This window comes from Aminobacter sp. MET-1 (assembly GCF_026521175.1).
In the GTDB taxonomy this organism is placed as follows: domain Bacteria; phylum Pseudomonadota; class Alphaproteobacteria; order Rhizobiales; family Rhizobiaceae; genus Aminobacter.
Window position 1 is genome coordinate 335,904 of sequence record NZ_JAMSHL010000003.1, and the last position, 17,602, is coordinate 353,505.

The window sequence follows — 17,602 nt, forward strand, 5'->3', positions numbered from 1 at the left end:
CCTTTGCGGCTTCGCCATCGCGCCGCCGTCCGGCATCCACATCGCCAGTCGAATCGGCAAGAGCGGAAACTGGTGAGACAGCGGAGCGGCTTCGGCGCTCTTGCTTTTGCGCTCACGGCAGGACCGGCAATGCAGGATTGGCCCTAATCCGATGTCGGCAGGCGGCGGATGGTGAACTCGATGACGTCGCCGGGGCGCTCGAACCAGCTTTCGATTTCGGTCCAGTAGGCCTGCTTCGGCCAGCGCGCGAACCATTCCTGCGCCTTGGCCCTGGCATCGTTGCGCGGCAGCACGAAGGTCTCGCGCAGGAACCCGTCGCGCGGCTTGTCGGCGCGTTCGGCCCGGCTTCGATGCAGCCGCTTCCTGAGATCATCCAGCGGCGGTCTGGTCGGGGTGCCCATCAAAGAACTCCTTGACCCTGTCGTCAGGGAGATTAGGGATCGCGCGGAAAATTACGAGTCATTTGTGCGGAGCCTAAATTGCAGCGTCCCGAAATTCCGGCCGGACTGCCGGCCGACATCGAAGACAGGAAGGCGCGCGCCCGCGCATGGTTCGAGGAACTGCGCGACCGCATCTGCCAGACCTTCGAGGCGCTGGAGGACGAGGTCCAGGGTCCCTTGGCAAGCTGGGCGCCGGGCCGCTTCGAACGCACGCCGTGGCAGCGCGACGAGGGCAAGGGCGGCGGCGGCATCATGTCGATGATGCATGGCCGCGTCTTCGAGAAGGTCGGCGTACACACCTCGACCGTGCATGGCGAGTTCTCGCCCGAATTCCGCAAGCAGATGCCGGGCGCCGAGGAAGACCCACGCTTCTGGGCTTCGGGCATCTCGCTGATCGCCCATCCGCAGAACCCGAACGTGCCGGCCGTGCACATGAACACGCGCATGGTGGCGACGTCGCGCTGGTGGTTCGGCGGCGGCGCCGACCTGACGCCGGTGCTCGACCGCCGCCGCAGCCAGGAAGACGCCGATACCGTCGCCTTCCACAAGGCGATGCAGTTTGCCTGCGCCAAGCATCCCGGCGTGGCCGACTACGGCAAATACAAGGACTGGTGCGACGAATATTTCTTCCTGCCGCACCGCAACGAGCCGCGCGGCACCGGCGGCATCTTCTTCGACTGGCAGCATTCTCAGGAAGAAAAGGGCGGCTGGGACGCCGACTTCCGTTTCGTGCAGGATGTCGGCCGCGCCTTCCTCGTCGCCTACCAGCATCTCGTCCGCCAGAACTTCAACACCAACTGGACCGATGGCGATCGCGACGAACAGCTGGTGCGCCGCGGCCGCTATGTCGAATTCAACCTGCTCTACGATCGCGGCACGATCTTCGGCCTGAAGACCGGCGGCAATATCGCGTCGATCCTGTCGAGCATGCCGCCCGAAGTTCGGTGGCCCTGAGCGGAGCCGCGCCTCTGCGCTCATATGCTGTTGCAGAGCTGCAACTATGGATTGAGATCAGTTCTTGCTCGCGGACACCGAATGACTTCGGCCAGTTCGACGGGTCGAAGCTGACATTCGACACGGTGCGGATGGGCGTCAACTACCACTTCTAGACCGCTCGGGCTGCGGAGCTCAGACCGTCACGCCCAGATGCGCACGCCGCCGTCCGATGCGGGCGGCATGTATCGGCCGCATGGCTGATCTGCCCACTCGTCGCATTGACGCGCGGGCAGCAAGCCTTTAGAGAGCGCGTTTTCCTTGGCCCTCGTCCCGATGTGACGGGCCTTGCTCTCATTGGAAGACTTTCGTGACGATTTTCGACAACATGGTTCCGGCACTGGCCGGGGCGCTCGCCGCGCGTGGCTACGAAACGCTGACCCCGGTGCAAACCTCGGTGCTGGCTCCCGAGGCCGAAGGCGTCGACCTTCTGGTTTCGGCGCAGACCGGCTCGGGCAAGACGGTGGCCTTCGGCATCGCCATTGCGCGGACGCTTCTCGACGGCCGCGAGCGCTTCGCGCCCGGAGCCGCGCCAAGTGCCGTGATCATCGCGCCGACGCGCGAACTGGCTATCCAGGTGCGCCGCGAATTCGAATGGCTCTATGCCGGCACCGGTGCCCGCATCGCCTCCTGTGTCGGCGGCATGGACATGCGCAAGGAACGCCGCTCCCTCGATGAGGGTGCCGACATCGTCGTCGGCACGCCGGGCCGCCTGCGCGACCACATCACCCGCGGCTCGCTCGACATCTCCGGCCTGCGCGCCGTGGTGCTGGACGAGGCCGACGAGATGCTCGACCTCGGCTTCCGCGAGGATCTCGAGTTCATCCTGGCCGCAGCGCCGCAGGAACGCCGCACGCTGCTGTTCTCGGCCACCGTGCCGCCGCAGATCGCCCAGATGGCCAAGCGCTTCCAGCGCAACGCCCTGCGCATCACGGCCGCCGGCGAAAGCCGCCAGCATGACGACATCGAGTACCGCATGGTTCTCGTCGCGCCGCCGGAGCGCGAAAACGCCATCATCAACACGCTGCTGTATTTCGACGCCCAGAGCACGATGGTGTTCTGCGCAACGCGCGAAGCGGTGAAGCATTTCTCGGCGCGTCTCGCCAATCGCGGCTTTGCGGTCGTGGCCCTGTCGGGCGAGCTGAGCCAGGCCGAGCGCAACAATGCGCTGCAGGCGATGCGTGACGGCCGCGCCCGCGTCTGCGTGGCGACCGACGTCGCCGCCCGCGGCATCGACCTGCCCAATCTCGACCTCGTGATCCACGCCGACCTGCCGACCAATCCCGACACGCTGCTGCACCGCTCGGGCCGCACCGGGCGTGCCGGCCGCAAGGGCGTGTGCGTGCTGGTCGTGCCGTTCCACCGTCGCGGCAGCGCTGCCCGCCTGCTCAAGCTGGCGAAACTCGAGGCAACCACCCAGGCAGCCCCCGGCCCCGCCGAGATCGACGCCCGCAACCGCGAGCGCATGCTGGCCGAACTTGCCAATGCCGAAGCTCCGGCCGAGGACGAGGCGGCACAGGTCGCCGAGATCCTCGCCGCCCACTCGCCCGAGGCGATCGCGCTGGCCTGGCTGCGCCAGCAGATGGCGTCGCGCCCGGCAGCCGAAGAGCTGTCGGACCGCCCCATCCCGACATTCGACGCTGCCAAGGCCGAACGTCCCGACAACCGCTTCACCGACGGCGTGTGGTTCTCCGTCTCGGTCGGCCGCAAGCAGCGTGCCGAACCGCGCTGGCTGCTGCCGCTGCTGTGCAAGGCGGGCCACGTCACCAAGAACGAGATCGGTTCGATCCGCATCTTCGACACCGAGACGCATTTCGAAGTGGTGGCCAGCCGCGCCGACAACTACGCACGAACGGTCGAGCAGAACGGATCGGGCGAAAAAGGCGTCGACATCAGGCGGCTTGAAGGCGCGCCCGGCGCCGGCAACACCAGCCCCAAGCCGAAGAAGCAGCACCGCAAGGGCCAGTACGATCCTTCGGACAAGCCGCCCTTCAAGAAAAAGGCCTTCGACAAGAAGCCCTACGACAAGCCCAAGGGCGACAAGCCGGGCTTCGACAAGCCCTGGGGCGGCAAGCCCAAGGGTGACGGCGCGGCCAAGAAGTTCAAGCCGAAAAAGAAGTTCGGCGAATAATCCCGCGCGGGGCCCGGAATACATTTTCGTAAGGTCCGGGCCTTGCACGATCGCGCCACAAAGCGCCTGATCGTGGCGATGAATGTGGCGTCCGCTGCGATCAACAATATGTTTTTCGTCTAATGTGCGGGCGCAACGGCCTGTCTATTTCTATCGTCGGGGCCGAGGAAACGCCGGCGGTTTGCCCGAGGCGAGCCGCGACCCGACGCGCCCGGACGGCCCTTTTGCCAGGAAGCGGGATCGCCATGCTGGCGCGCCCGCCCTCGTCGGAGAGCACGCCATGCGCAAGCTTATCATCCCGGCAGCCGCTGCTGCGGTCCTCGCCACGTCAGCACTTGCCCTCGCCGCCGCCCAGCACACAGACGGCACCATCAAGACCTTCGATTCCAAGGCGATGAGCCTCATCCTCGATGACGGCACGACGTTCATGCTGCCGAAGAAATTCAAGGATCCGGGCCTGAAGGCGGGTGAAAAGGTTTCGGTCATGTGGGACATGAGCGGCAAGAACAAGGTCGCCGAAACCGTCAAGATCATGCACTGACGGCTCTGCCGGCATGCAACCGGGCGGAGCGGTGCTCCGCCCGTTTCTGCGATCAGAGTTCCCGCATGTCGGGTTTGCGCCCGCTCACCACAATGGATCGACAAGCTTACCGCAGGCGATCGAGTTCGCCTTCTCGGCTGGCAGGTGGCCGAAGAAATTCAGGTTGGTGACGCAGATCTCGCCATTGCCGAAGGCGATGCTGGCCGGCGCGCCCAGCGGCGCCTGAAGCGGGTTGCCCAGCTGCTGGCGCTTCTTGGTGTCGGCGCTGACCTTCCAGACCTCGCTTCGCGCGGTTTCCGTGAGGTAGAAATTGCCTTCGGCATCCACTTCCAGGCCATCCATGTTGTCGTAGCCATAGGCCAGCATCTCGGCCTTGCCGGCGCTGCCGTCGGCGTTGATCGGCACTTTCACCAGCATCGGAATGCCCCCGGTGACGCCGAACAGCGACTTGCCGTCGCCAGATAGCGCAATGCCGTTGACGCCGACGGGATAGCCGCTCAACGACCTGTCACCAGGGCTGAACAGCGGATCCTTGGACCACACCTCCGCCGACCTGCTTGCAGGATCGACCTTCCAGATCGCCTGCAGGCTGAGGTCGGAGACATAGACCTTGCCGTCGGCGGCGACGGCCGGATCGTCGGGGAAGCAGAACGGATAGCCGTCGGCGCGCGTCACCACCGGTTCGACCTTGCCGGTCGAGATCGTGACCTTGTAGAGGCCCGATTTGGTGACGGTGGCATCGCCGCAAGCCTCCACCGCGAGGTTGGCCTTGGCCGGCCACGGGAAATGCCTGGAGTACTCCGAGAACGCCACGTAGATCGTGTCCTTGCGGTCCCAGTCGAGGCCGACGGTGCTGCCTTCGGCATTGCCGACGACACTGCGCAGATCGGCGATCCGGCTTGCTTTGCCGTCCTTGTCGACGCGCATGATGTGGCCGGAGTGGTAGAGGCTGACGAAGTAGCCGCCCGCGCCATCGGAGACCAGGCCCTCCGGCGCGTCGTCGAACTGCGCCAGGATGCGCCAGTCGGACGCGGACGCCGGTGCTGCCAGAGTTGGCAAGACCGCGGATGACAAGAGAAGTGCAAGTGTCGCTGCGCTGCGTAGCATCGGTTTCCTCCTCCGCAGGTTCGTCCTGCTTCGGATCGAAGGTCCGCAACCCTGAAATGTCAGGCATCGTCCGCTCGGACTAAGCCGCAGCCCCACATGCAGCGATGGCTGAAGCAGCGGAATCATCGCCCGAGGGTCATGCGGCAAAGCCTTCGAATGACTCGGACTTTTGGCAAGGCCGCCTGGCCGGCATCAACTACCGGCGTTGTGCAGCTGTCTCTGGTTACGAGCGCCTGGCAAGGACATCGACGAGCAGGAACGCCGTCACGACCGCCAACCCCGCAGCCGTCAGCCACGACCATGAATAGACCGGCGAGAACCCTTCGACGATGAACGTCAGGACAGGCAGAGCGGCCATTGTCACCATGACCGTGTAGGCGTCGCACCGACCGATACCCACTTGCAGAAGATAGAGCGGGGCGAGAACGCTGACGACGGACACCACCAGCAGCTGGACGAGGAGCAGGTTGGACCACTCGATCCCGGCGGTATCTGCGCCCCACGTCAACGCCAGCGAGACAGGCAGGATCAGATAGAAGCGATGGGCGAGGACGGCGCCGAACTTCCAGCCACGGTTCAGGAGGGCCTTGGACGCGATGGTGATCAGCACGGCACCGACACCGGCAGCAGCGCTGGCCGACAGTCCGAGCAAGGCGTTCCAGCCGAAGGTGGCAAAGCCGCTTCCCTGCATGGCCGAAAGCCCTAGGACGGCGCAGCCGACAAGGATGCCGCCGCAGACGGCAACGCGCATGCGCGTCGGGCGTTCACCGGTCAGGATGAAGGTGATGCCGACCGCCAGCAGCGGACCGATGCCGATTTCGACGGCGCCGACGATGGCGGGTTCGATCAGCTTCAGGGCGTAGAAGAAGCACAGGAAGGTGAGAGCCGTGCTGGCGTTGAGCAGCAGCAGCGGTCCCCAGGCTTTCTCGCCCACGCCCTGGCGCGACAATGCAAGGAAGAAGCCCGCGGTGAGCGCAAAGCTGATGAGGACGAAGAAGGGCGACGGGAAGCTCGACAGCCATGTGCCGAACATCACCTTGCCGATTGCCTGGAGGAATACGGCGAGCACGATCATAGCCCGGCCGAAATGCGCCGCCGATATGGAATTCACGTGCTGGCCCCACCGTTTGGTACGGCCCTTACACGGCAGGGCCAGCGTGGCGCAACCATTTCAGGGGATACGTGTTATAGTTGCCCACCCAAGGAGGGAGGAAAGGAGACATCCGATGAAGGAGTTTCAATGCGGGTCGCTCGTCCCCGGCTGCCAATGGCATACGCGCCACGAGGACGAAGCTGAGATCATGCGCCGTGTCGCAGAGCACCTGCGCGAGACGCATGGCGAAACCGTCATCCGCGAGACGATGATCGAAGCGATCCGCTCGCGCATCGAGAAGGTACGCGACGTCGCCTGACGTCAGGCCTGACTGTCAAGGCTATCGGCGGCGCGCTTGAGCAGTGCGTCGCTTTCCAGCGAAAAACCGCTATCGACCCATTCGGCTTCCAGCGCCTTGAGCAATGCGCCGAGCTTGGCGCCTTCGACGCCGAGCGGCGCAAGATCGCCGCCGCGCAGCGGGAACTGCGGTTTCTGCCACTTCTGCGCATGAGACAGCAGACGGAAATAGCCGCCGGCCTCGACCAGCGCCTTGTCGTCCTGCTGGGCCCGGCCGCGCGCGGCCGCAAGGTCGAGGCGCAGCCGGTCGAGATGACCCTGCAAATTGCCGCGATAGAGCCGCTTGGACAGTTCGCCTTCGGTAACCTTGGGCTCTATCTTGGGCGTCGCCGCCCATTGCACCAGCCGGTCGGCCTCGGCATTCGACAGCCTGAGCCGGTCGCCGAGCGCCTTCATGCGTGCCGCATCCGGCGGCACGATGGCGGCGAGACGGAGAAGCGGGTCGACCGGCCAGCCGAGATCGGCTTCAGTTCGGACCAGCGCGTGGATGGCGTCGATGCCCCATTTTTCAGTCTCGGGCAGCACCGTTGTCAGCACGCCTGCCTGGCGCATCCACAGCAGAGAGCGCGAAGGATCGGGCGCCGACAAGAGCTTCTTGATCTCCGACCAGATGCGCTCGGCGGACAGCCGCGGCAGTCCGTCCTTGAGGCGGGCGCAGGCCTTCAGCCCCTCGGCGTCGGGCCGGCCGGACCCATACCAGGCGAAGAAGCGGAAGAAGCGCAGGATACGCAAATAGTCCTCGCGGATACGGGTTTCGGCATCGCCGATGAACCGAAGCATGCGGCGGTCGAGATCGGTTATGCCTTCGACAAGATCGATGACCGTGCCGTCGCCCTCGGCATAGAGCGCGTTGATGGTGAAGTCGCGCCGCTCGGCGTCGGCCTTCCAGTCACGGCCGAAGACGACCTTGGCATGGCGACCGTCGGTCTCGACATCGGCGCGCAGCGTCGTGACCTCGAACGGCTTGCCGCCTGAAATCACGGTGATGGTGCCGTGCTCGGCGCCCGTCGGCACCGTCTTGAAGCCGGCAGCCTCGGCGCGCCGCACCGTCTCGTCAGGCAGGTTGGTGGTGGCGATGTCGACATCGGCAACAGGCTCGCCCAGCAACGCGTTGCGCACCGCCCCACCTGCGATGCGCGCCTGCTCGCCATCGGCGTTCAGCGCCGCAAGCAGGGTCTGGAGATCGGGCTCGTCGAGCCAGGGGGCCTTGCCGGCAATCGAAACGCTCACGCGTAAAGCCTTTCATACAACGCCCGGATGATCCCGGCGGTCACGCCCCAGATGTAACGCTCTTCATAGGGCATGGCGTAGAAGAAGCGCTCCTGGTCCTGCCAGGTGCGGCTGGCGCGATTGTGGTTGGCGGGGTCCATGAGGAAACCGAGCGGCACCTCGAAAATGTCGTCGACCTCGTCGGGATTGACCGTCAGCTGGAAACCCGGACGGACCACGCCGAGCACCGGCGCGATGCGGTAGCCGCTGCCGGTGACGTAGTCGGGCAACCGGCCGATGACGTCGATGTAGCCAGAGGCGAGCCCGATCTCCTCCGATGTCTCGCGCAGGGCGGCAGCCTCCGGCGACACGTCGCCGGGATCGATGCGGCCGCCGGGAAAGGCGATCTGGCCGGAATGGTTCTTCAGCTTGTCGGCGCGCTTGGTGAGGATGACGGTCGAGGCGTCGCCATGGTCGACGACAGGGATCAGCACCGCGGCATTGCGCAGGCGGTCATGCACGAAGACTTCGCGCAGCCCGGGATTGAGCACATGGTCGCCATAGTCGGCGGCGGCATCGTTGAGATGCTCCTGCACCGCGCGCTGGCGGAAATCCTGCGCCGAATAATGCGCTGGCCGGGCATGAACCATCACGTGCTCAACCGCTCCAGCCTGTCCCAGGGCATCACAGGATAGACCTCGCCCTTCGAACGGACGGCAAACATCACCTTGCCGTCGATCTCGATCTGCTCGCCATGTTCGACGAGCTCGTACATCACCGGCCGCGCCACCAGGGCTTCCAGCCGCCCGCGCACCAGCAGATAGGGCTTGAGGCCGCCCGTTTCGGGCTCGTCGACGAAACGCAAGGGGTGCTCGGGGCCGGCTTCGACGACATCGCCGACATTGGTGCGGAAGGTCAGCACCCGGTCGGTGCCCTCGCCCGCAACATTCATCTCGACGGCGACGAAAGGGGCGTCGACGACGCGGATGCCGACGCGCTCGACCGGCGTGACCAGATAGGTCCGCCCGTCGGCATCCTTGCGCAGCACGGTCGAGAACAGCTGCACAAGCGGCGCGCGGCCGATCGGCGTGCCCAGATAGAACCAGGTGCCGTCGGCGCGGATCTCCATGTCGATGTCGCCGCAGAAATCGGGATTCCAGCGTTCGACCGGCGGCAGGCCCTTGCCGGCGCGGGCGGCGCGCGCGATCAGCGCCTCGAGCCCGGCGGCATCGTCGGCGCGGGCCATCCCGGCCTGGGCCATCGCTTCGTCTGTGTGGTTGAGCTCCGCGGTCATGGTCACGAAATAGTCACTGTTGTTGCGCTTGTCAGCATAGGCGAGTGATTTAAGTTGAACGCGAAGACCTCGCCAAGGTGCGAGTCGGGAGAGTGCGACGCCCAGGAACATCTGACCTCCGGGGATTGGGCGGCAAGCGCAACGTCCATACGGACGGCGCAGCAGACCGACGGGTGGATGGTCTCAGGGCAAACACTTCGATAGTTTGAGTTGGCGCCTGCTTCGCGTCGATGTCGGAAGCGATATTGGCAACAAGGCGCAGGAAGAAGGATCGGGCCCGTATGAGCGTGATGATCAAGGACACAGCCATCAACGAACGCGACATGATTGCCGCCGCCGAACGCGCGCTCGCCGACATTTCCAAGGTGCGCCAGGGCGTCGGACGCGTCATCTTCGGTCAGGAAAGCGTGGTCGAGCGCACGCTGGTGGCGGTTCTGGCCGGCGGCCATGCGCTTCTGGTCGGCGTGCCCGGCCTCGCCAAGACCAAGCTGGTGGAGACGCTGGGCACGGTGCTGGGCCTCGATTCGCGCCGCATCCAGTTCACCCCCGACCTGATGCCCTCTGACATCCTCGGCTCCGAGGTGATGGAGCAGGACGAGCAGGGCAAGCGCTCCTTCCGCTTCCTGTCCGGCCCGATCTTCGCGCAGCTGCTGATGGCCGACGAGATCAACCGCGCCAGCCCGCGCACCCAGTCGGCCCTGCTGCAGGCGATGCAGGAGTACCATGTGACGGTGGCCGGCGCGCGCTATGACCTGCCCGCGCCCTTCCATGTGCTGGCGACGCAGAACCCGCTGGAGCAGGAAGGCACCTATCCCCTGCCCGAGGCACAGCTCGACCGCTTCCTGATGCAGATCGACATCGTCTACCCCGACATCGATGCCGAACGCCGCATCCTCCTGGAAACCACCGGGATCGAGGACACAAGGGCGCCGCACGTGCTGGACGCCGAGCGGCTGAAAGACATCCAGCATCTCATCCGCCGCATGCCGGTGCCCGAAAGCGTGGTCGAGGCGATCCTCAAGCTCGTCCGCTCGGCCCGCCCCGGACAGGGCAATGCCGATACCGACAAGCACGTTTCCTGGGGTCCCGGCCCGCGCGCCAGCCAGGCATTGACGCTGTGTGCGAGGGCGCGCGCGCTCTATGACGGGCGGCTGGCGCCGTCGATCGACGACATCAAGGCGCTGGCCGAGCCGGTGCTGCAGCACCGCATGGCGCTGACCTTCGCCGCCCGCGCCGAAGGCATGAGCGTGCGCGATGTCGTGGCGAGGCTGGCCAAGGACATCTGATGGGTCGCATAGGCGAGGCAAAGGCACCTGTTGCGGCGAGCGACGCGCTCGCGCGCGGCCGGCTGCGCGCTTCTCTGGTGCCCGACCTGCTGGTCGAGGCCCGCCGCATCATGAACACCGTCATCGCCGGCTGGCACGGCCGCAAGAAACGCGGCATCGGCGAGAATTTCTGGCAGTTCCGCCCCTATGTGCAGGGCGAATCCATGGCCAGCATCGACTGGCGCCGCTCGGCGCGCGACGACCACACCTATGTGCGCGACCGCGAATGGGAGGCGGCGCACACGGTGTGGCTGTGGGCCGACCTGTCGCCGTCCATGCTCTACAAGTCGAAATCGGCGTCGGTGTCGAAGGAATCGCGCGCGCTTGTGCTGGTTCTGGCGCTGGCCGAGCTTTTGTCGCGCAGCGGCGAACGCATCGCCTGGCCCGGCCTCACCGACCCGTTCAGCGCCCGCAACGGCGCCGAGCGGCTGGCATCGCAGCTGGTGCAGAGTTTGTCCGCCCCTGCCCGGCCCGCTCTGTCCAACATCCGCCGCTTCTCCGACGTCATCCTCGTCGGCGACTTCCTCGATCCGGTCGAAGAGACCATGGCCTGGCTCGACGTGGTCGCCCGCCGTGGCGCCCGCGCTCATCTGGTCGAGGTCGCCGACCCGGCCGAGGAAAGCTTCCCCTATTCCGGCCGCACCGAGTTCACCGACCCGGAGACCGGCGACAAGCTGACGGCAGGACGCGCCGAGGAGCTGGCCGACGCCTATCGCAATCTCTATTCGGCCCGCCGCCACGAGCTTGCAGCGTGGTGCAAGCGGCTTGGCTGGAGCTACACGGTCAACCACACCGACCGGCTCGCCTCCGAGGCGCTGGTGCATATCCACATGGCGATGACATCGGATGGACATGGACCGGAGGGCCGCCGATGAGCTGGATCTCCTTTGGCTTTCCGGCGGTGTTGTGGGGCCTGCTTGCCCTGCCCGTCATCTGGTGGCTGCTCAGGCTGACCCCGCCCAAGCCGCAGACGGAAGTGTTTCCGCCGCTGAAGATCCTGGCGCGGGTGTTCAAGAAGGAAGAGACGCCGCACCGCAGCCCGTGGTGGCTCACGCTTTTGAGGCTGGTCATGGCCGGCCTCGTCGTGCTGGCGCTGGCCGAACCGATCTACAACCCGCGCCAGCCGGTGGCGACGAGCTCGAGCGCACTGGCGCTGGTCATCGACAATGGCTGGTCGAGCGCGCCGGACTGGAGGCTGCGCGTCGCAACCGCCGAGCGGCTGATCAAGAATGCCGAGGCCAAGGACGCGCCGATCATCCTCGCCTTCACCGCCGAGAAGGCCAATTCCCAGATCGGCCCCTACAGCGCCCGCGAGGCCCGCGAGCGGCTGAACGCGGCGGTGCCGCGTCCGGTGCCGACCGACCGGCCAGGCGTCTACGCCCGCGTCGGCGCGGCACTCAAGGAGCTGCCCGGGGCAACCGTTGCGGTGCTGGGCGACGGCCTTGCCACGCCTGGTGACCAGCAGTCCTTCGCCAGCCTGTTCGGCGAGCAGACGGGCAACGTCATCTGGGTCCAGCCCGAGAGCGTCAACACGGTCGCCATGACCGCTGCCGACAACCAGGTCGACCGCTTCTCGATCACCGCCATCCGCGCGCCCGGCAACCCCGCGCCGGCGCAGGTGACGGCGGGTGTGTTCGACGACAAGGCGCGCCGGATCGGCGACGCGGCGATGACGTTCCGCCCCGGCGAAAGCCAGGCGACCGGCGACATCGTCGTGCCGTTCGAACTGCGCAACGACTTCTCCTGGATAGCACTTGACGGCCAGGCCCAGGCGGGCGCGGTGCGCGTGCTCGACGAAAATGCCAAGCGCAGGCGTGTCGGGCTTCTGTCGCAGACACCCGTCGACCAGTCGCGCCTGCTGTTGTCGCCGCTCTATTACATCCGCCGGGCGCTGGAGCCCTTTGCCGATCTGGTCGAGCCGCCGAGCCCCGATCTGATCGAAGCGATCCCGCAGCTTCTGGCGCAGAAGCCCGCCGTCATCGTGATGGGCGACGTCGGCACGGTGCCCGAGAGCGTCCGCGCCCAGCTGATCACATGGATGGAGAACGGCGGCACGCTGGTGCGCTTTGCCAGCTCCCGCCTGATCACCGCCGGCAACGATGCCGAACTTCTGCCCGTCAGCCTCAGGCTCGGCGAGCGCTCGCTGGGCGGTTCGCTGTCCTGGACCGAACCGCAGCCGGTGGCACAGTTCCCCTCGACCGGCCCGTTTGCCGATCTGTCGCCTCCGTCAGACGTCACCGTCAGCCGCCAGGTGCTGGCCGAGCCGACGCCCGACCTCGTCGACAAGACCTGGGCGGTGCTGGCCGACGGCACGCCGCTGGTGACCGCCGACCGCCGCGGCAAGGGCATGGTGGTGCTGTTCCACATCGCGCCGCAGGCGACATGGTCGAACCTGCCGATCTCGGGCAGCTTCGTCGAGATGCTGCGCCGCATCGTGCAGCTGTCGCGCAACCAGGGTGCCGTGGGCGCGCGCCCGGACGTTGCGGCGGCTTCGCTTGCGCCCTACCGGATGATCGGGTCCGACGGCGTGCTGACGCCGCCATCGGGCGAAACCAGGCCTCTGCTGGTCGGTGGCGCCAAAGCGCCGGCGGTGACGCTCGACAACCCGCCGGGCATGTACGGCACCGAGGAAGGCATCTTCGCCCACAATCTGCTCCAGGCCGACGCCACGCTTGCGCCGATCGAGCGCCCTGCGATTTCCGTGCCCGTCGCAGATGAGCGTTATGCGCTCGACGAATCGCGCGACATGAAGGCGCCGCTTCTCGCGACCGCCGCAGCACTGCTTTTGGCCGACAGCCTGATCGTGCTGTGGCTGGGCGGCATGTTCCGCCGTCGCCCGCGCGCGGCCCATGCCGCAACCACGATGCTGGCACTGTTCGTGCTGGCGTCGTCATTTGCCGCAACGGTGCCCGACGCCCGCGCCCAGGATTCCAAGCCTGGAGACATCGAGGCTGTCGAGGCGATCTCCAAAACCCGCATCGCCTATGTGCTGACAGGTGTCGCCAACACCGATTCCGTGAGCCGCGCCGGCCTTGCCGGCCTGACCCAGTTCCTGATCGAGAAGACCGCGCTCGAACCCGGCGAACCGGCAGGCGTCGACATCGCCAAGGACGAGCTTGCCTTCTACCCGCTGATCTACTGGCCCATCGATCCCGACGCGCCGATGCCGAGCGAGCAGGCGATCGGCCGCATCGACCAGTACATGAAGGAAGGCGGGACGGTCCTGTTCGACACCCGCGACCAGTTTTCCAACGGCCTCGGGGCCGACTCCACCAGCCCGGCGACGCAGCGCCTGCGCGACATACTGAGCAATCTCAACGTGCCGCCGCTGGAGCCGGTGCCGTCGGATCATGTGCTGACCAAGGCCTTCTTCATCCTGCCGGAGTTCCCGGGCCGCTTCAACGGCAGCCCGCTGTGGGTCGAGGCGTCGCTGGACGCCGAGAACACGCAAGGCCGGCCGGTGCGCACCGGCGATGGCGTCAGCCCGATCATGATCACCGCCAACGACTTCGCTGGCGCCTGGGCCGTCGACGAAAGCGGCGCGCCGCTGCTGCCGACCGTGCCGTCCGATCCGATGCAGCGCGTGCTGGCGCTGCGCGCCGGCGTCAACATCATGATGTACATGCTGACCGGCAACTACAAATCCGACCAGGTGCACGTGCCCGCACTGCTCGAACGGCTGGGGCAGTAGCATGAACTGGTCGGCAACCTTCGAACCCCTGCTTTCCTGGCCGGTCATGGCCGCGATCCTGGTGCCTGTGCTGATCGCAGCACTTGCCGGGCTCTATTTCCGCCAGCGCGGCGCCTGGCTGCGCCTCGCAGCGCTGGCCGCACTGGCGCTGGCGCTCGCCAACCCCGTCATCCTCGACGAGGAGCGCGAGCCGCTGAAAAGCGTGGTCGCCCTCATCGTCGATCGCAGCCAGAGCCAGGAGATCGGCGAGCGCACCGCCCAGACCGACCAGGCCGTCGAAGGCATGAAGGAGCGGCTGGCGCGGTTCCGCCAGTTCGAGGTGCGCGTGGTCGAGGCCGGCCGCAGCGACGACCGCACCGAAACCCGCCTGTTCTCCGCGCTCGACGGCGCCTTCCACGACGTGCCGCCGTCGCGCATCGGCGGCGCCCTGATGATTACCGACGGCCAGGTGCACGACGTGCCGGCAAAGCCCGCGCTGAATGCGCCGCTGCATGCGCTGGTGACCGGCCACCCCGACGAGCGCGACCGCCGCGTCCGTTTCGAAAAGGCGCCGCGCTTCGGCATCGTCGGCAAGCCGCTCGACATGACCTATCGCGTCATCGACACCAATGGCGCGGCGGGAGAAGCCGATGTCAGGGTGTCGATCAATGGCGAGCAGGTGTCGGTGCAGCGCGCCGTGATCGGCCGCGAGATGCCCCTGCAGATCACCATGCCGACCGCCGGGCGCAACATCGTCGAACTGGCCATCGATCCGGTCGAGGGCGAACTGACCGACACCAACAACCGCGCCATAGCCCTGGTCGACGGCATTCGCGAAAACCTGCGCGTGCTCTTGGTCTCGGGCGAACCGCATGCCGGCGAGCGCACCTGGCGCAACCTGTTGAAGTCGGACGCCTCGGTCGACCTCGTGCATTTCACCATTCTGCGGCCGCCGGAAAAACAGGATGGCACGCCGATCAACGAGCTGTCACTGATTGCCTTCCCGACGCGCGAATTGTTCGTCGAGCGCATTCACGACTTCGACCTGATCATCTTCGACCGCTACCAGCACCGCGACGTGCTGCCGATCCTCTATTACGACTACATCGCCGAATACGTGGAAAAAGGCGGCGCGCTGCTGATCGCCGCCGGCCCCGAATATGCCGGCGAGCAGTCGATCGCCAACACGCCGCTGATTTCCGCCCTGCCCGCAATGCCCAATGGCGACGTCATCGAAAAGGCCTTCTACCCGCGCCTGACCGACCTCGGAAAGCGCCACCCGGTGACGCGCGGGCTCGAGGGCGCGGCAAGCGAGCCGCCACGCTGGAGCCGCTGGTTCCGCCAGATCGGCATCGAGCAGCCGGAGGGCGAAGTGGTGATGAAGGGCGCCGACGACAAGCCGCTGCTGCTGCTCGACCGCAAGGGCGAAGGCCGCGTCGGCATGTTCCTGTCCGACCAGGGCTGGCTCTGGGCGCGCGGCTATGAAGGCGGCGGCCCGCATGTCTCGCTCTATCGCCGCATCGCCCATTGGCTGATGAAGGAACCGGAGCTCGAGGAAGAGCGCCTGACCGCGGACGGTCGCGGCATGGTGCTCGACATCAGGCGCCAGACCATGCGCGACGAGGCCGGCTCGGCCCGCGTCATCACGCCGTCGGGCAAGACGCTCGACGTCAAGCTGAACCAGAGCGAGCCGGGCATCTTCACCGGCAGCGTGGAGACCAGCGAGATCGGCCTCTACCAGATCGGCAATGGCGACCTGAAGGCGCTGGCCCATGTCGGGCCGGTCAACGCGCCCGAATTCGCCGACGTGGTCTCGACCGAACAGGTGCTGCGCTCGGCAGCGCAGGCGACCGGCGGCGACGTACGCCGCCTGGCATCGTCGGGCATCCTCGGCAATGGCATCTCGCTGCCGAATGTCGTGCCGGTGCGCGGTTCGGCCGAAGCCTCGGGCCGCGACTGGATCGGCTTCCGCACCACCGACGACAGCGTACTGAAATCGGTGTCGCGCGTGCCTTTGTTCGGCGGCTTCCTCGGCCTCGGCCTGCTGCTGCTCGCCATGGGCGCCATGTGGTACCGCGAAGGGCGCTAGCCGTTTTTGGGCGCGCCACCGCACGATCACCGATGCGCTTTGCTGCGCCGGCATGGTGCCGTCGGCGGTTTCGCTGCCGTGACCGTCGTCAGACCCGGGACGGTTCCATGCTGCCCCAACGCCCGCGCTCTCACTCCTCCGGTTCGGTCGTGAACTGCAGCGGATAGCCTTTGGCCTTGCCGGCGTCGGTGGCACGGGTGGCTTTGGTCTCGGCGACGTCGCGGGTGAATACCGCGACCACGCAGACACCGCGCCGGTGGGCGGTGATCATGACGCGATGGGCCTGGTCCTCACTCATGTGGAATTCGCCCTTGAGCACCGTGACGACGAATTCGCGCGGCGTATAATCGTCGTTGACGAGGATGACCTTGTGCAGCCTGGGCCGCTCGGTCTCAAGCTTGGGTTTGGTACGCGGGACGGTGATTGTCTCGGGCATGGCAGTCGTGCCTCATGCGCTCGTCCTGATAGTATGGGGTCGTCGGACCGCCTGTGCAATGTCTGGAGGACTTGCCCGCCCATTGATCGCCGGGCCGCCCGCCCAAAAAAATGCAGGCGCGCGTGTCGTCCCGGCGCCCGGCGGTTCGTCCTTGGACTGAGGTTTCTGCAAACAGGAGGAGACAAAGATGTCTTATGTCGACGGATTCGTGGTCGCAGTGCCCAAGGCAAACATCGAGGCCTACAAGACCCTGGCCGCCACGGCCGGCAAGGTCTGGAGGGAACATGGCGCGCTCGCTTATGTCGAATGCATCGGCGACGATGTTCCCCTTGGCGAACTGACCTCCTTCCCGCGCGCCGTGCAGGCCAGGGATGACGAGGTCGTCGTCTTTTCCTGGGTCCGTTATCGCTCCCGCGAGGATCGCGACGAGGTCATGAAGAAAGTCATGGCCGACGATCGCATGAAGAGCGATCCCTCGACATGGCCGTTCGACGGCAAGCGCATGATCTTTGGCGGCTTCGTGCCGTTCCTCGACGTGTAACCGCAAACGCCGCCCACTGGTGATTTGACCAGGATCAAACCGGCGCCCTGCCGGGCGGGCTAGGTTTGCTTCGACACAACGCAAGGAGACCACGTCATGTCGAACACGCCCCACACGCTCGGCGAAGAATTTCCCGGCAAGCTCGACGCCATCCACGCGCTGAAGGCCGACAACGCCGATTTCGCCCGTATCCTCGGAGAATACGACCAGGTCAACGACGAGATCCATCGCGCCGAGACCAAGATCGAGCCGGTGAGCGAGGAACACGAAACGTCGCTGCGCAAGCGACGGCTGGCGCTCAAGGATGCCATCGCAGGCGCCCTCGCCGCGAACTGATCCCTGACCCTTTAGGGCGCGTCCATCCAGGGCGCGCCCG

At 66.3% G+C, this 17,602-nt stretch carries 17 protein-coding genes; 10 read left to right on the top strand and 7 right to left on the bottom strand.

Annotation, left to right across the window (positions count from 1 at the left end):
• Positions 1 to 143 precede the first annotated feature (143 nt).
• Positions 144 to 401, bottom strand: a complete 258-nt coding sequence (locus NDO48_RS06670) for a hypothetical protein (protein ID WP_018429045.1) — start codon at positions 399 to 401, stop codon at positions 144 to 146.
• Between the two features lie 78 nt (positions 402 to 479).
• Between NDO48_RS06670 and hemF the strand changes: the two genes are divergently transcribed.
• The 3 genes from hemF to NDO48_RS06685 all read left to right on the top strand — a co-directional run bounded on the left by hemF (position 480) and on the right by NDO48_RS06685 (position 4,105).
• Positions 480 to 1,394 carry an oxygen-dependent coproporphyrinogen oxidase gene (gene hemF / locus NDO48_RS06675; protein WP_267321169.1) on the top strand — a complete coding sequence of 305 codons (915 nt, stop codon included), beginning with the start codon at positions 480 to 482 and terminating at the stop codon, positions 1,392 to 1,394.
• Between the two features lie 349 nt (positions 1,395 to 1,743).
• Complete coding sequence (locus NDO48_RS06680) at positions 1,744 to 3,564, top strand: DEAD/DEAH box helicase (protein ID WP_267321170.1); 1,821 nt, start codon at positions 1,744 to 1,746, stop codon at positions 3,562 to 3,564.
• A 280-nt stretch (positions 3,565 to 3,844) separates the two neighbouring features.
• Positions 3,845 to 4,105 carry a DUF1344 domain-containing protein gene (locus NDO48_RS06685; RefSeq protein ID WP_018429049.1) on the top strand — a complete coding sequence of 87 codons (261 nt, stop codon included), beginning with the start codon at positions 3,845 to 3,847 and terminating at the stop codon, positions 4,103 to 4,105.
• Positions 4,106 to 4,189: 84 nt separating this feature from the next.
• On the opposite strand, the gene NDO48_RS06690 is transcribed toward NDO48_RS06685, so the two are convergent.
• Positions 4,190 to 5,212 (bottom strand): SMP-30/gluconolactonase/LRE family protein, encoded by a 1,023-nt coding sequence (locus NDO48_RS06690; RefSeq protein WP_157632778.1) that lies wholly within the window; start codon positions 5,210 to 5,212, stop codon positions 4,190 to 4,192.
• A 223-nt stretch (positions 5,213 to 5,435) separates the two neighbouring features.
• Positions 5,436 to 6,323 (bottom strand): EamA family transporter, encoded by an 888-nt coding sequence (locus tag NDO48_RS06695; RefSeq protein WP_267321171.1) that lies wholly within the window; start codon positions 6,321 to 6,323, stop codon positions 5,436 to 5,438.
• 115 nt (positions 6,324 to 6,438) lie between these two features.
• On the opposite strand from NDO48_RS06695, the gene NDO48_RS06700 reads away from it, so the two are divergent.
• Complete coding sequence (locus NDO48_RS06700; RefSeq protein WP_018429052.1) at positions 6,439 to 6,624, top strand: DUF1059 domain-containing protein; 186 nt, start codon at positions 6,439 to 6,441, stop codon at positions 6,622 to 6,624.
• A 2-nt stretch (positions 6,625 to 6,626) separates the two neighbouring features.
• On the opposite strand, the gene NDO48_RS06705 is transcribed toward NDO48_RS06700, so the two are convergent.
• Genes NDO48_RS06705 through NDO48_RS06715 form a run of 3 tightly spaced genes read right to left on the bottom strand, consistent with a single transcriptional unit; the run spans position 6,627 to position 9,165 of the window.
• Entirely contained in the window at positions 6,627 to 7,892 is a 1,266-nt protein-coding gene (locus NDO48_RS06705; RefSeq protein ID WP_267321172.1) for a CCA tRNA nucleotidyltransferase, read from the bottom strand.
• Positions 7,889 to 8,521 carry a CoA pyrophosphatase gene (locus NDO48_RS06710; protein WP_267321194.1) on the bottom strand — a complete coding sequence of 211 codons (633 nt, stop codon included), beginning with the start codon at positions 8,519 to 8,521 and terminating at the stop codon, positions 7,889 to 7,891. The genes NDO48_RS06705 and NDO48_RS06710 overlap by 4 nt, the downstream gene beginning before the upstream one ends.
• On the bottom strand, positions 8,521 to 9,165 hold the full coding sequence (locus NDO48_RS06715) for a DUF1285 domain-containing protein (protein WP_026227411.1): 645 nt from the start codon (positions 9,163 to 9,165) through the stop codon (positions 8,521 to 8,523). Before NDO48_RS06715 ends, NDO48_RS06710 begins: the two co-directional genes overlap by 1 nt.
• Before the next feature lie 281 nt (positions 9,166 to 9,446).
• Here NDO48_RS06715 and NDO48_RS06720 point away from each other — a divergent pair, with 281 nt between their 5' ends.
• From NDO48_RS06720 to NDO48_RS06735, 4 genes are read left to right on the top strand one after another with little or no spacing between them, the layout of a single operon-like run.
• Positions 9,447 to 10,451, top strand: coding sequence for an AAA family ATPase (locus NDO48_RS06720; RefSeq protein WP_018429056.1), 1,005 nt, complete (start codon positions 9,447 to 9,449; stop codon positions 10,449 to 10,451).
• Entirely contained in the window at positions 10,451 to 11,365 is a 915-nt protein-coding gene (locus NDO48_RS06725; RefSeq protein WP_267321173.1) for a DUF58 domain-containing protein, read from the top strand. The genes NDO48_RS06720 and NDO48_RS06725 overlap by 1 nt, the downstream gene beginning before the upstream one ends.
• Positions 11,362 to 14,181 (top strand): DUF4159 domain-containing protein, encoded by a 2,820-nt coding sequence (locus NDO48_RS06730; protein WP_267321174.1) that lies wholly within the window; start codon positions 11,362 to 11,364, stop codon positions 14,179 to 14,181. The genes NDO48_RS06725 and NDO48_RS06730 overlap by 4 nt, the downstream gene beginning before the upstream one ends.
• A gap of 1 nt (position 14,182) precedes the next feature.
• Entirely contained in the window at positions 14,183 to 16,249 is a 2,067-nt protein-coding gene (locus tag NDO48_RS06735) for a hypothetical protein (RefSeq protein ID WP_267321175.1), read from the top strand.
• Positions 16,250 to 16,379: 130 nt separating this feature from the next.
• On the opposite strand, the gene clpS is transcribed toward NDO48_RS06735, so the two are convergent.
• Complete coding sequence (gene clpS, locus NDO48_RS06740; RefSeq protein WP_267321176.1) at positions 16,380 to 16,685, bottom strand: ATP-dependent Clp protease adapter ClpS; 306 nt, start codon at positions 16,683 to 16,685, stop codon at positions 16,380 to 16,382.
• Between the two features lie 187 nt (positions 16,686 to 16,872).
• Between clpS and NDO48_RS06745 the strand changes: the two genes are divergently transcribed.
• Both NDO48_RS06745 and NDO48_RS06750 read left to right on the top strand, forming a co-directional pair.
• On the top strand, positions 16,873 to 17,226 hold the full coding sequence (locus NDO48_RS06745) for a DUF1428 domain-containing protein (protein WP_267321177.1): 354 nt from the start codon (positions 16,873 to 16,875) through the stop codon (positions 17,224 to 17,226).
• 96 nt (positions 17,227 to 17,322) lie between these two features.
• Positions 17,323 to 17,562 carry a YdcH family protein gene (locus NDO48_RS06750; RefSeq protein ID WP_018429062.1) on the top strand — a complete coding sequence of 80 codons (240 nt, stop codon included), beginning with the start codon at positions 17,323 to 17,325 and terminating at the stop codon, positions 17,560 to 17,562.
• Positions 17,563 to 17,602: the final 40 nt, after the last annotated feature.